At 70.4% G+C, this 12755-nt stretch carries 10 protein-coding genes; all 10 read right to left on the reverse strand.

Features of this window, described 5'->3' with window-relative positions; genetic code table 11:
• Positions 1–12: 12 nt before the first annotated feature.
• The 10 genes from AC1KAT_RS01210 to AC1KAT_RS01255 all read right to left on the reverse strand — a co-directional run bounded on the left by AC1KAT_RS01210 (position 13) and on the right by AC1KAT_RS01255 (position 12740).
• Positions 13–429, reverse strand: a complete 417-nt coding sequence (locus tag AC1KAT_RS01210; protein WP_480321944.1) for an ExbD/TolR family protein — start codon at positions 427–429, stop codon at positions 13–15.
• 17 nt (positions 430–446) lie between these two features.
• Positions 447–866 carry an ExbD/TolR family protein gene (locus tag AC1KAT_RS01215; protein ID WP_480324282.1) on the reverse strand — a complete coding sequence of 140 codons (420 nt, stop codon included), beginning with the start codon at positions 864–866 and terminating at the stop codon, positions 447–449.
• A 39-nt stretch (positions 867–905) separates the two neighbouring features.
• The gene (locus AC1KAT_RS01220) at positions 906–1691 is read right to left on the reverse strand and encodes a MotA/TolQ/ExbB proton channel family protein (protein WP_480321946.1); all 786 of its coding nucleotides are present in this window, start codon (positions 1689–1691) and stop codon (positions 906–908) included.
• A gap of 81 nt (positions 1692–1772) precedes the next feature.
• Positions 1773–2435, reverse strand: a complete 663-nt coding sequence (locus AC1KAT_RS01225) for an energy transducer TonB (RefSeq protein WP_480321948.1) — start codon at positions 2433–2435, stop codon at positions 1773–1775.
• A gap of 32 nt (positions 2436–2467) precedes the next feature.
• On the reverse strand, positions 2468–5266 hold the full coding sequence (locus AC1KAT_RS01230; protein WP_480321951.1) for a TonB-dependent receptor plug domain-containing protein: 2799 nt from the start codon (positions 5264–5266) through the stop codon (positions 2468–2470).
• Between the two features lie 78 nt (positions 5267–5344).
• Positions 5345–7186: an ABC transporter ATP-binding protein gene (locus AC1KAT_RS01235; protein WP_480321953.1), complete on the reverse strand. Its 1842-nt coding sequence runs from the start codon at positions 7184–7186 to the stop codon at positions 5345–5347.
• On the reverse strand, positions 7183–8589 hold the full coding sequence (locus AC1KAT_RS01240) for an ABC transporter permease (protein WP_480321955.1): 1407 nt from the start codon (positions 8587–8589) through the stop codon (positions 7183–7185). The genes AC1KAT_RS01235 and AC1KAT_RS01240 overlap by 4 nt, the downstream gene beginning before the upstream one ends.
• 2 nt (positions 8590–8591) lie before the next feature.
• Complete coding sequence (locus AC1KAT_RS01245; protein ID WP_480321957.1) at positions 8592–9575, reverse strand: ABC transporter permease; 984 nt, start codon at positions 9573–9575, stop codon at positions 8592–8594.
• Entirely contained in the window at positions 9569–11827 is a 2259-nt protein-coding gene (locus AC1KAT_RS01250) for an ABC transporter substrate-binding protein (protein WP_480321959.1), read from the reverse strand. Before AC1KAT_RS01250 ends, AC1KAT_RS01245 begins: the two co-directional genes overlap by 7 nt.
• A complete protein-coding gene (locus tag AC1KAT_RS01255) occupies positions 11802–12740 on the reverse strand; it encodes an LD-carboxypeptidase (protein ID WP_480321960.1) in 939 nt (312 codons plus the stop codon). Before AC1KAT_RS01255 ends, AC1KAT_RS01250 begins: the two co-directional genes overlap by 26 nt.
• Between the last annotated feature and the right edge of the window lie 15 nt (positions 12741–12755).

A 12755-nucleotide genomic window follows, 5' to 3' on the forward strand; every position in this document is an offset into this window, starting at 1 on the left:
GCCACCTCGGCGTCAAGGCTGCCGGCTGACCACCCCGATCTTCGCCAGCCCCAAGCGCTGCGCGTTGGCCATCACCCCCACCACCGCGCCATAGGGCGTGGCGGCGTCGGGGCGCAAGTGCAGTTCTGGCGGGTCGGCCTGGGCGGCGATGCCTCGCAGGCGGGCGTCGAGTGCGGCGGCGTCGGCCATGGGCTCGTCGTTCCAGCGCACGGCGCCGGTGGCGTCGAAGGCGATGCGCACGGCGGGCGGGGGCACGGCGGGGGGCGGCTGCTGCCCGGGCAGGTCGAGGTTGACCGAGTGCAGCTGGATCGGGATGGTGATGATCAACATGATCAAGAGCACCAGCATCACGTCGATCAACGGCGTGGTGTTCATCTCGACCATCAGGTCGTCGTCACCGCCGTTGCCGGAAGGGGTTGAAATCGCCATGGTTCAGCCCTGCCCCCTTACCGCGCCGGCGGTTCGGTGATGAACCCGAGCTTGCGAATGCCCGCGCGCTGGCAGGCCTCGACGACGCGGGCGATGCGCGCATAGGGCGTGGCTTCGTCGCCGCGCACCTGCACCTCGGGTTGCGGGTCTTGCCGGGCGATGGCGCCCAGCTGGGCCGCAAGTGCGCCGGCGTCGGCCAGCGGCTGGCCGTTCCAGAACAAGGCGCCGTCGCGGGTGACCGAAATCTCGATGGTCTGCGCCTTCAGTTGCCGCGCGGTGTTGCGCTCTTTGGGCAGGCTGAGCGGCACGGTCTGCCGCACCACCGGCACGGTGATCAGAAAGATGATCAGCAGCACCAGCATCACATCCACCAGCGGCGTGGTGTTGATGGTGGACAGCAGCTCGTCGTCGTCGGCCGACGCGGCGGGCGAGGTGATCGAGCGAAAGCTCATGCGACCCGGGTGGTGAGCGGCCGATCAGGCCTTGGGCCGGCTGCCCAGCAGTACGGCGTGCAGGTCGGCGCCGAAGCTGCGCACCGACTCCATCGTCAGCTTGTTGCGGCGAACCAGCCAGTTGTAGCCCAGCACCGCCGGCACGGCGACGGCCAGGCCGAAGGCCGTCATGATCAGCGCCTCGCCCACGGGGCCGGCCACCTTGTCGATGGACGCCTGCCCCGCCACGCCGATGGCGGTGAGCGCGTGGTAGATGCCCCAGACCGTGCCGAACAGGCCGATGAAGGGCGCCGTCGAGCCCACCGTGGCCAGGAAGGCCAGGCCGTCTTGCAGGCGGTTTTGCACCGTATCGACCGCGCGCTGCACCGACATGCCCAGCCAGGTGTTGCGGTCGATGTTCTCGGTCAGCTCGCCCTCGTGGTGCTCGTTCGCGGCCAGGGCCGCGTCGGCGATGAAGCGAAACGCGGTGGCGGGTGGCAGGGCGGCGGCGCCGTCCTTGATCGACGCGGACTTGAAGAAGCTCTGCTTCACCGCCCGCGCTTGCGCGTTGATGCGCAGGCTCTCAACGAGCTTGGTGATGAAGATGTACCAGCTGCCCAGGCTCATCAGCGCGAGGATGAGCAGCGTGCCGCGCGCCACCCAGTCGCCCTGCGCCCACAGCGCCTCGGGACCATAGGGGTTGGCGACCGCGACGGCCGTGGCGGCGGTCGCGGCTTCTTGCGCGTGCGCCACGAGCGGTGCCGCCAGCGCGGCGATCACGCCGAGGCGGTGGGCGAACGGGCGGCGCGGGGTGAAGCGGTGAGACGTCATGGCAGGCAAGGCAAGGCAGTCGAAAGCGGGTGGGCGGCGGCGGCGAATGCTACGGGCATCGGGGGCGGGCGGGGCTGTGGCTCACCGCACGAAGCGGATGGGCACCTGCACCACGATGTCTTGCCCCTGGCCGATGCAGCGGTACTCGGACACCAGGCGCACGCCGGCCCGGCCGAAGACCGGGTGCGTGGATTTGAGCGCGCGCACGCCCTTGGTTTCGCCGCGCGGGCCGACGATGAACTCGATGGTGGCCTCGCCCTCGTCGAGCCCCAGGCGCACGGCCTCTTGCGGGAAGGCCGAGTCGCCCAGCGCCCGCTGGTAGTTGGGGCAGACCACCGCAATGGCGGCCGAGGGCGGCGGCGCGGGGGCCACGGGCGGCGCTGGCACCGGGGCGGGGGCCGGCGCCGGGGCCACGGCGGGTGCAGGGGTGGGGGCCGGCACAGGGGCCGGTGCCGGCTCGGGCGATGGCGCGGGGGCCGGGGTCACCGGCGTTGGCGCCACCGGTGCAGGGGCCGCCGGCCGCACCGGCACCAACGGCGGCGGGGGCGGCACCTCGGTGCGCGGGGGTGGCGGCGCGGGCGGCGGGGCTTCGCTGACGATGGTCGCCACCACGGCCGCCGGCGGCGCAGCCGTCAGCGGCTTCTGCGACGCGACGATGGCGTAGCCCACCGCCACGTGCAGCCCCACGACGGCGACCAGCCCCGGCCAGCGGCTGGGGCGTTCGAGCGTCACCGAAGGGGTCATCGCCACCGGCCGTGCACCACCGTGCCGAGCGCTCAGAACGCGTACGACACGTTCGCGTAGAACGTGCGGCCGCGCGGGTCGTAGTAGCGGTCGTCGAAGCCGACCTGCTGGCCCTTGTTGAGGCCGCCCGAAGCCAGCGTGAGCGGCGGGTCGCGGTCGAACAGGTTCAGCACGCCCAGGCTCAGGCGCCAGTCTTTGCGCCAGGCCCAGTCGGTCTGCCAGTCGGCGGTGATGTGGCGGCGCACGCGCAGGCGCACCAGTTCTTCGTCCCCGACGGGCTGGCCGGCGGCGTCGAGCGGCTGGGCCCACTCGGCGCGGTCGCGGTATCCGGCGCGAGCGTTGAAGGTGAGCGCGTGTGTCCAGTCGCCGTACTTGACGGAATTCGTCCAGCGGGCGATCCAGCGGAACACCACGGCGTCGAGCTCACCGAAGGTGCCGATGGTCGAGTAGAACGGGCCGTCGGGCTGCAACTGCACGCGCTGGCGGATCATGTAAGTGAGGTTGAGGCGCGTGCCCCACTCGGCGCCACCGGCCAGCATGCGCCCGGCCGCGTCGAGGTCGATGCCGGTGTTGTAGGCGGTGCCGAGGTTCTTGGTCGCGGCGATGTGCGCGAGGTAGGTCGTGCCGCCCGAATCGACCGTGGTCCACAAGTCGGGGTAGCGCTGCGGGTCGCCGAAAGCCGCCGCTTCGGTCACCGCGCCCAGTTGCTTGCGGATGCGGGTGAACCACCAGTCGGCACCGAAGCTGAGCGACGTGCTCGGCTCGAAGCGCAGGCCCAGCGTGGCCTGCACCGCGCGCTCGGGCTCAAGCTCGGTGTTGCCCACGGCCAGCAGGTCGTATTGCGAGCCATCGGCCTGGCACTGCGCCCCGAGCGAGGCGGCCACCGCTTGCAGGCCCGGATTGGTGCTGCAGTCGTAGTAGCCGGCCGTCACCCCATACGACTGGCGCGGCGCGTTGACCTGCGGGCCCGAGGGCGCATGAAAGCCGGTGCCCAGCGAGCCACGCAGCAGCCACTGGCGCGAGGGCGTGATGCGGAAGGTGCCCTTGAGGTTGGTGGTCGAGCCGAAGTCGGAGTAGCGGTCGTGCCGCAGCGCACCGCTCAGCTCGACGCTGCGCGCCACCGGCATCACCAGCTCGGCGAACGCCCCCACGGCATGCCGCTTGACCGAATACGGCGTCAGCGCGAACGATTCGTCGGACTTGATGTCGCCCGCCCCCGGCGACGCAGCCGGCGTGCCCGCCACGGGGTCGGCCAGCAGCCCCTGCGCAAACGCGCCCGGCTCGTAGCGGAAGCGCTCGCGGTAGGCGCTGACCCCCGCGCCCAGCACCAGCGGCCCGCCCGGCAGCTCGGCCAGGTCGCGCGACACGCGCAGCGAGGCGGTGTCGAGCGCGGCGGTGCCGCCGTCCCAATCGCCCCGGTAGTTGATGCTCGACCAGTCGAAGCCGGGTTGCGTGCCCACCCCGGTGAAGGGGTCGAGCGTGCCGTTGCCGATGCGGTCGTACACCGCGTTCGTGCCCACGTAGCCCGACAGGCTCGACCGCACGCGGCTGCGCGAGTGCGACACGTCGGCGCGGTAGTCCCAGCCGTTCACGCGGCCCTTGCCGCCCACGCTGAGGTCGATGAGGTCGGCGGTGTCTTGCCGCACGCGCTGGCCCAGGTCGCTCAGGCGGTACAGCGCGAACTGGCTTTCGGTCAGCCCATAGGGCGCGAAGTAGGTGTCGTGCAGCGGCGTGCCGGGGTCCACCACGCCGAAGGCCAGCGCCGGGGCTGTGCGCGAGGTGGTGCGGCTGCGCGAGACCAGCAGGTCGGCGTGGTAGCTCTGGTTTGCGTCGGGCTGCGCGTTCAGCGAAAGAAAGGCGCTCGACCGCTTTTGCTCGGGGTAGATCTGGATGTCGCGCACGTAGTCGTAGCCGCAGTAGTCGTCGCCCGCGGCCGTGGTGATGCGCCCATGCCCCGTGGGGCATGCGCCACCGGCCAGCAGCGCCGGGTTGCGGTACAGGCCGTCGCCGAAGTCGATGGCATTGGCCGGCACCGAATAGGCCGACAGCTGCGTGGCCCGAAAGCGCCGCCCTTCGTGCGTGAAGTCGAAGCGCGCGCTGCTCGCATACGGCCGCTGGCTCGAATGCAGCTCGGTGCGTTCGTCGTGCGACACCGACAGCAGCGCGTTGAAGCCCCCGTCGCGCAGCGAGCCGAAGCCCTTGGTGATGCTCACACGCTTTTCGCGCGCCCCACCCTTGGGGAAGGACACCCCCGCCGTCACCTCGCCCTCGGTCGAACCGCGCTTGGTGATGACGTTGACCACACCGCCGATGGCATCAGACCCATACACGGCCGAGGCGCCGTCGGTGAGGATCTCGATGCGCTCGATGGCCGCGATGGGCAAGGCGTTGATGTCGAAGGCCGCCGCAAAGCCGGTGATGGTCTGCCCACCGAAGCTCGTGACGCGGTGACCGTTCAGCAGCACCAGCGTGCGCACGTCGTCGAAGCCGTGGATGGACACGTTGGCGTAGCCGAAGGTGCTGCCCGCGAGCGAGCTGGTGTGGCCCAGCGCGCCCTGCATCGCCGGCAGCTTGCGCAAGAGATCGACCACCGAGGTCGCACCCGAGCGCTGGATGTCGTCTTTCGACAGCACCTGCACCGGCAAGGCGGTTTCGCCGTCGATGCGGCGCACCGACGAACCGGTGACCTCGACGCGTTCGAGCTGCTGCACCGGCGGCGTGGCCACCGGGGTCGAGCTTTGTGCCGAGGCCAGTCGCGGCCACGCCGCCGCGATCAAGGCCGCGCCCGCAGCCAAAGCCATGCCCGCACGGGCACCCTTCCACCCAACCATGTGTGCTCCTCTGGGAATCGACCCCGCGCTGCGTGCTGCGCTGGGCGAGTCAATGCATTCGTTGTGAGCGACGGCCCCTCACCGAGGCACCGCCGAAACCAGCATTTTCGTATACGCCGCCTGCGGATCTTGCAGAACCTGCATGACGGTCCCCGCTTCTTCGACACGGCCTTGGTGCATCACCACCACGCGGTGCGCCAGGTACTCGACCACCGCGAGGTTGTGCGTGATGAACAGCAGCGCCACGCCCAGCTCGCGCTGCAGCTCGGCCAGCAGGTTGAGCACCTGCGCCTGCACCGACACATCGAGCGCCGAGGTGGGCTCGTCGCACACCAGCAGCTTCGGCCCCACGGCCAGCGCGCGCGCGATGGCGATGCGCTGGCGCTGCCCGCCCGAGAAGGCGTGCGGGTATCGCTGCATCGCGTCGGGCGACAGGCCCACGCGGTCGAGCAGCGCGCCCAGGCGTTGCTCGCGTTGCGGCGCGCTCAGTTCGGGGCACAAGGCGACGAGGCCTTCGTGAAGGATCTCGCCGACGCGCATGCGCGGGTTCAGCGAGGCGAAGGGGTCTTGGAAGACCAGTTGCACCGCACGGCGCGCGGCGCGCAACGCGTCGCCTTCGAGCGTGAGCAGGTCGCGGCCGTCGAGACGCAGGGTGCCTTGCACGTCAGCGCGCTTGCGCAGCAGTTGCACGATGGCCTTGCCGACGGTGGTCTTGCCGCTGCCCGACTCGCCCACCAGTGCCAGGGTCTCGCCGGCGTGCACGTCGAACGAGACCTCATCGACCGCAGTGACGTGGCCCCTCACGCGGCGCAACAGGCCTTGGCGGATGGGGAAGCGCACGCTGAGCTTGTGGACCTGCAGCAGCGGTGTGCTGCGCGGTGCCTCGGCGGGCTCCGCGCGCGCGGGGGCGGGAGAGCTGACGGCGTGCACCGAGGCGGGGCCCGCCGAAGCCACCGGTCCATCCACCGCCAGCCAGCACCGCACCCCGCCCTGCCCCACGGCCCCCCAGGGCGGCACCTCGCCATGGCAGCGCGCCATCACCTGCGTGCATCGCGGCGCGAAACGGCAACCCGTGAAACGCTGGTTCAAGGCCGGCACGTTGCCGGCGATGGCCGCGAGCGGCTCCCCCCGCCGCCCCGCCCCCGGCAACGCGGCCCTCAGCGCGCGCGCGTACGGGTGTTGCGGCGACGCGAAGAAATCGGCCGCCGAAGCCAGCTCGACCAGTTGCCCGGCGTACATCAGGGCGACGCGGTCGGCCCGCCCCGCGACCACCGCGAGGTCGTGCGAGATGAGCAAGAGCCCCAGGCCGCGCTCGCGTTGCAGCGACTGCAAGAGGTCGAGCACCTGGGCCTGCAGCGTGACGTCGAGCGCGGTGGTCGGCTCGTCGGCCAGCAGAAACGCTGGTTCGGCGGCCAGGGCGATGGCGATCATCACGCGCTGCTTTTGGCCGCCGCTCAGCTGGAACGGGTAGTCGTCGATGCGGCGCTCGGCCTCGGGCAGGCCCACGCGCTGCAACCACGCGAGGGCCTGGGCCCGCGCGGCCGCACCGCGCAGTGCGGTGTGCGCTTCGATGGCCTCGACGATCTGCTCGCCGATGCGCATGACCGGGTCGAGGTGGCTTGCCGGCTCTTGAAACACCATGCCGATGCGACCGCCACGCACCGCGCGCATCTGCCGTTCGGGCAGTGCGAGCAGGTTCTGTCCGTCGAGTTGCACGGTGCCCGAGGCGATGTGGCCGCTCTCGGGCAAGAGCCGCATCAAGGCGAGTGCAGCCATGCTCTTGCCGCTGCCCGACTCGCCGACCAGCGCCACCGTCTCGCCTTGCGCAAGGGCCAGGCTCAGCGCGTCGAGCGCGCGCACGGTGCCGGCGTCGCCGTCGAGCTCGACGCTGAGCGCCTGCACATCCAGCGACCGGCTCATGCGCGCACCCCCATGCGCCGCACGCGGTACACCCGCGCACGCGGGTCGAAGGCCTCGCGCACGCCGTCGGCGAAGAGGTTCGCCGCGAGCACCAGCGTCACCATGAAGACGAAGGCGGCGGTGAACGACCACCACACGATGGGGTCGCGCGACATCTCGCTGCGGGCGAGGTTGATCATGCCGCCGAAGCTGGTCATGGCCGGGTCCACCCCCACGCCCACGTACGACAGCACGGCCTCGTAGAGCACGAGCGCCGAGAAGTCGAGCACCGTCGTGATGACCACGAGGTGCGCCACGTTCGGAAACACGTGCCGCCGCATGATGCCCACCGGCCCCACACCGAAGGCGACGGCGGCCTGCACGTGGTCGAGCTCGCGCAGCTTCAGCGTTTCGGCGCGCAGCAGGCGGCACAGCGTGGCCCAGCCCGTGAGCCCGAGGATGGCGCACAGCAGCACCAGCCGCACGTCGGCACGCTCGGCGCCGGTCTCGAACCAGTCGGGGTGCGTGTCGATGAAGACCTGCATCATCAGCACGCAGGCCGCGATCAGCAGCACGTTGGGCACCGACGACAGCACGGTGTAGAGGTACTGGATCAGCTCGTCCACCCAGCCCTTGAAGTAGCCCGCCACGATGCCCAGCACCACCGCCAGCGGCAAGGTCGCCAGCGTGGCGAGGCTGCCGATGACGAAGGCGGTGCGGATGCTCTTGAGCGCCTGCCACAGCACGTCGTTGCCGGTGCGGTCGGTGCCGAGCACGTGGTAGTGCGAGGCGAGAAATGCCACCGGGCCGGTGACGAGGCACAGCGCGGCGAAGGTGAAGAAGGCCGCGCGCCAGGGCAGCGGCTCGGTGGGGTCGTCTTCACGACGCGAACGCTGCAAGCGCCTGCGTCCGATCAGGCCCACGGCACCGGCGACGGCCGCGCCGGTCAACAGGCCCAGCCCCGCCCGGCGCGCGATGTCACCCCAACGCTCGGTGTCGTCGGCCAGGTGCCGGCCGCCATGCACGAGGCGGGGGTGGATCATCTCGGTGCGGCCACCGACCTCTTGCGCGAGCTTGGCAAACGCCTGCGACGCGAGCGGCGCCGAGTACGACACCTCGCGCCCGGCGATGTGCGCTTCGAGCAGCGCGTCGAACAGTGATTCGGTGCGTGTGCTGTAGGCGTGGCCCACGCCCACGCCCCCGGCCTGCGGCAAGGCGCGGCGAAAGTGCAGGCTGTCGAGCAGGGCCACGCCGATGAAAGCCCCCAGCACCACGGCCGCGCCCATCGCGCTGGGCCGTGCCAGCACACGCCGCCAGGTGCTGCGCAGCTGCGGCCGGCGCCACACGTGCCACGCGCCGGCGAAGGCCATCGCCACCAGCGCCCACACCACCGCGTCAGACCAGAGCAGCACCAGCTTCGGCATCGTCACTCCAGCCGCACGCGCGGGTCCACCGCAACGTAGATCAGGTCGATCACGAGGTAGCTCGCCACGTACAGCAGCGAGCCCACGAAGACCATCGAGCGCACGATGGCGAAGTCTTGCCCCGAGATGGCCTCGATGACGTAGGCCCCGAGGCCCGGGATGCCGAAGAAGCTCTCGAACACCAGGCTGCCGAGGAACACATACGGCAGGTAACCGCCTGCGCTCGTCACGATGGGGATCAGCGCATTGCGCAGCACGTGCCGGCGCAGCACGCGGCCTTCGCTCAGGCCCTTGGCGCGCGCGGCGCGCACGTAGTCGCGGCCGATCTCTTCGAGAAACATCGCGCGGTAGAGCCGCCCCTCGCCGCCCAGGCGCGACAGCAGCGACAGCAGCACCGGCAGCGCCAGAAAGCGCACCGCGTCGAGCCCCGGCGCGTAACCCGAGATGGGCACCCAGTGCAGCACGCGCGCGAAGAGGTACTGCCCGACGATGATGTAGAACAGGCTGCTCACCGACAGCAGGCCCACGCACAGCACGACGCCCCAGAAGTCGATGCGCGTGTGCCGAAAGAAGACCAGCAGCAGCGCGAAGCCCACGCTGAAGACGATCTGCAACACGAAGATCGGCACCGCGAGCTGCAGGCTCACGACCATGCGCGTGGCGATCTCGTGACCGATGTCGCTCGCGCTGGCGCTGTCGGCCCGCCCGAAGCGCAGCGCCATCAACGAGACCGAGCGGTCCCAGAACACGGTGTCGGTGACGCGTTCGGTGCCTTGCGCTTGCGCATTCAGGTACAGCGGCTTGTCGTAGCCGCGCTCGGCCTTCCACTTGTCGATCTGCTCTTGCGTGACGCGCTTGCCGCCGATGTTGAGGCGGGCCATGTCGTCGGGCGTGTTGACGGTGAAGAACAGCACGAAGGTGAGCAGGTTCACCCCCACCAGCACCAGCAGGCCGTACAGCACGCGACGCACGACGTGGTTCAGCATGGCCGCGCCCCGGGCAAGGCGGTGGCCTGCTCACGTGCACGCAGTGCGCGGCGCAGCGCCCACACGGCCAGCACCAGCCCCACGAACAGGGGCAGCAGCGGCCACAGCACCGGGGCGTTCCACGCCCGCTGGGCCTGCACGCGCGCGGCCGCGTCGATGCGGTGGTAGCGCAGCATGTCGCGGATCAGCACGCTCGGCTTGCCGTTGTGCACCCAGCCCTGGTAGGCCCCGGCCGCGTAGGGAAAGTAGCCGAACATCCACGGCGCGTCTTCGCGCGCGATGGCCACCATTTCGTCGATGAGCTGCTGCTTGCGCGGGCCGTCTTCGAGCCACTGCAGTTGCCGGTAGCGGCGGTCGTACTCGGGGTTGGCGTAGTTGGCGACGTTCTCGCCGTCGTGCAGCGACTTCGCGTTGGGCCCATGCAGCAGAAAGAGAAAGTTCTCGGCGTCGGGGTAGTCGGCCAGCCAGCCGCCGAGAAAGACCTGGTGCCGGCCCTTGCGCGTTTTGTCTTGGTACTGGTTGAAGTCGGTCGCGCGGATGTCGAGCTGCACGTTCAGCTTGGCGAACTGCTTGACCATCCAGTCGAGTTCGGACTTGATCTCTGGCGTGACCGCACGCTGGAAGTCGTAGCTCAGCACCAGCGGGCGGCCCGTCTTCGCGTCGCGCCCGTCGGGGTAGCCGGCCTCGGCGAGCAGGCGCTTGGCGTCACCGATGGGGCGGCGCTGCACCTGGCCGTTCACCACACGGTGGGTGACGGGGTTGTGGCCTTCAACCGTGCCGTGGCGCGAGCCGAACAGCCCCGCCGGCAGCGGCCCGTGCGCGGCCTCGCCGGCCTTGTTCATGAACACGCGGCCGTAGCCCTCTTCCCAATCGACGGCAATCGAGATCGCCTGGCGCAGCTTGCGGTTGCGCGCGCGCTGCTCGGCCGTGTCGCCCCAGCCCACCACGGGGTCGAGCATGTTGAAGCCCATGTACCAGTTCGACAGGTCCACCGTCTTCGGGAAGCGGAAGCCGCGTTGCTCGAAGCGCTGGCGAACCTCGCTCGAATCGTTCATGTCGGCCAGGAACTCGGGGCCCCAGTCGCTGCGCTCGATCTCGGGCACGTCGAGGTAGCCCTGCGCGAACTTGGCCTTGAAGGGCACCTTCTCTTTTTCGATCCGGAAGACGATGCGGTCGATGAAGGGCATCGGCTGGCCGCAGTCCTTCAGCAGGCCGGCGGCCTCGTCTTCGGGCTCGCCCTCGCAGGGGTAGGGGTCGGGCCGGTAGTGCGGGTTGCGCACCAGCACGTGGCGGCGGTCTTGCTCGTAGGTGTCGAGCGTGTAGGGCCCGGTGCCCACCGGCCAGCGCGAGAGCATCAGGCCGTTCTTGGCCATGCCGGGCTGGGCGTAGAAGCGCTCGGCCTCCCACGGCACGGGCGCGGCGAAGGTCATCGCGAGCCAGTACTTCCACTGCGGGTAGCGGCCCTTGATGCGAATGCGCAGCGTGTGCGCGTCGAGCGCCTGCACACCGTCGAGCGGCCATTGGCGCAGGTCGAGAAAGGGTTTGTCGAGCGCGTCGGCGGCCAGGCCCGCGCGCAGCTTGGCGTCTTCGGCTTTCACGCGATCGGCGAATTCGCGCAGGCCGATCACGTGCTCGGCAAACACGCCGAAGACCGGCGCTTCGATGCGCGGGCTGGCGTGGCGTTTGAAGGCGTAGACGAAGTCGTCGGCGACCAGCTCACGTGTGCCGTGCTCGGCAAAGTCGCGGGGCGCGCGCTTGTCGGCGGTGACTTTCGCGCTCAGCGCGTGGTAGAGGTACCCGCCCTGCGCGTCTTTCGCAAAGGCCGGGTGCGGCGCGTAGCGCAGGCCGGGGCGAAGGCGGATGTCGTAGACGCTTTCGGCCACCTGATCACCCGGGGCGTCGTCGGGCAGCGTCTCGCCGTTCTTGCCCAGGTAGCGCGGGCGGGCGACCTCGGCGGCAGCCTTCGGCACCAGCGTGTAGGGGCGCTTGAGGTAGTGGTAGCCATACAGCGGCTCATGCACCTGGTAGGTGACCGGCGTTTCGTTGTTGGCGTACGAAGCCGTGGGGTCGAGCGTGCGCGGCGAGCGTTCTTGAAACGCGGTGAACATCGTGTCCGTCGCGGCGCTGCCGGCCGGGTTGGGGCTGTTGTTGCAGGCGCCCAGGGTCAGCAGGCTGGCGGCGAGGGCCAGCGTGCATCGGCGGGCCCCGCCCCACCCCAGCCGCCGCTCAATGCCCGTGGTCGTCGTGCCCATGGCCCGGCTCATGCCCCCAGGCGATGAACGCATCACGCCCCTGCACCGCGAGCGTCACCTTGCGGCCCACCGGCAGGCAGACCTTGGTCGGCACGTGGCCGAAGGGCAGGCCGGTGAGGATGGGCGTCTTCGTCACCGAGCGCAGGTACGCAATCGCCGTCTTGAGCGTGTAGCCCCGGTCGAGCGGCGACTTCTTGTAGCCGCTGAAGTCGCCCAGCACGATGGCCTTCTGCGCGTCGAGCACGCCCGCCTGGTGCAGTTGCAGCAGGCCGCGTTCGATGCGGTACGGGTGGTCGTTCACGTCTTCGAGGAAGAGCACGCCACCCTTCACCTTGGGCCAGTGCGGCGTGCCCAGCAGCGAGTTGACGATGGCCAGGTTGCCGCCCCACAGCTTGCCGCGCACGTCGAGCCCGTCGAAGCCCTCTTCGGTGCGAAAGCCCACCGCTTCGAGCTGGCCGATCATGGCCTCGACGAAGACTTCGGGGGTGATGTCGTCCAGCTCGTGCTTCGTCGGGTCGAGGCCGAAGTCGCCGCAGGCCATCGGGCCGCACCAGCTTTCGGTCTTGGTGTGCGCGAGCAGGCCCAGTTGCAGGGCCGTGAGGTCGCTGTAGCCGACCCAGCGCGTGCCGTGCTCGGCGGCGTGCGCGAGGCGCTTCCAGTCGATGCGGTCGAGGAGGCGCGTGAGGCCGTAGCCGCCGCGCGTGGGCAGGGCCACGGCGGGCGCGGCTTTCGCCACGCGGTGGATGGCAGCGAGCCGGGTCTCGTCGTCGCCGCCGAAGCGCTGGTGCTTGAGCAGCGCCGATTCATCGACGCTCACGGTGAAGCCCAGGCCCTTGAGCCGCTTGGCCGCGCGGCGCACGCTGGCCGATTCGGCCACCACGCCGGCGGGGGTGTAGATCGTCAGGGAGGTCATGCGGTGTTCGCGCGT

The sequence above is a fragment of the Piscinibacter sp. PDB5-1 genome, assembly GCF_056676035.1.

Coding starts and splice junctions, on each gene's coding strand:
- AC1KAT_RS01235 (WP_480321953.1), bottom strand. CDS start 7,186: ATGAGCCGGTCGCTGGATGTGCAGGCGCTCAGCGTCGAGCTCGACGGC.
- AC1KAT_RS01240 (WP_480321955.1), bottom strand. CDS start 8,589: ATGCCGAAGCTGGTGCTGCTCTGGTCTGACGCGGTGGTGTGGGCGCTG.
- AC1KAT_RS01210 (WP_480321944.1), bottom strand. CDS start 429: ATGGCGATTTCAACCCCTTCCGGCAACGGCGGTGACGACGACCTGATG.
- AC1KAT_RS01230 (WP_480321951.1), bottom strand. CDS start 5,266: ATGGTTGGGTGGAAGGGTGCCCGTGCGGGCATGGCTTTGGCTGCGGGC.
- AC1KAT_RS01245 (WP_480321957.1), bottom strand. CDS start 9,575: ATGCTGAACCACGTCGTGCGTCGCGTGCTGTACGGCCTGCTGGTGCTG.
- AC1KAT_RS01220 (WP_480321946.1), bottom strand. CDS start 1,691: ATGACGTCTCACCGCTTCACCCCGCGCCGCCCGTTCGCCCACCGCCTC.
- AC1KAT_RS01250 (WP_480321959.1), bottom strand. CDS start 11,827: ATGGGCACGACGACCACGGGCATTGAGCGGCGGCTGGGGTGGGGCGGG.
- AC1KAT_RS01225 (WP_480321948.1), bottom strand. CDS start 2,435: ATGACCCCTTCGGTGACGCTCGAACGCCCCAGCCGCTGGCCGGGGCTG.
- AC1KAT_RS01255 (WP_480321960.1), bottom strand. CDS start 12,740: ATGACCTCCCTGACGATCTACACCCCCGCCGGCGTGGTGGCCGAATCG.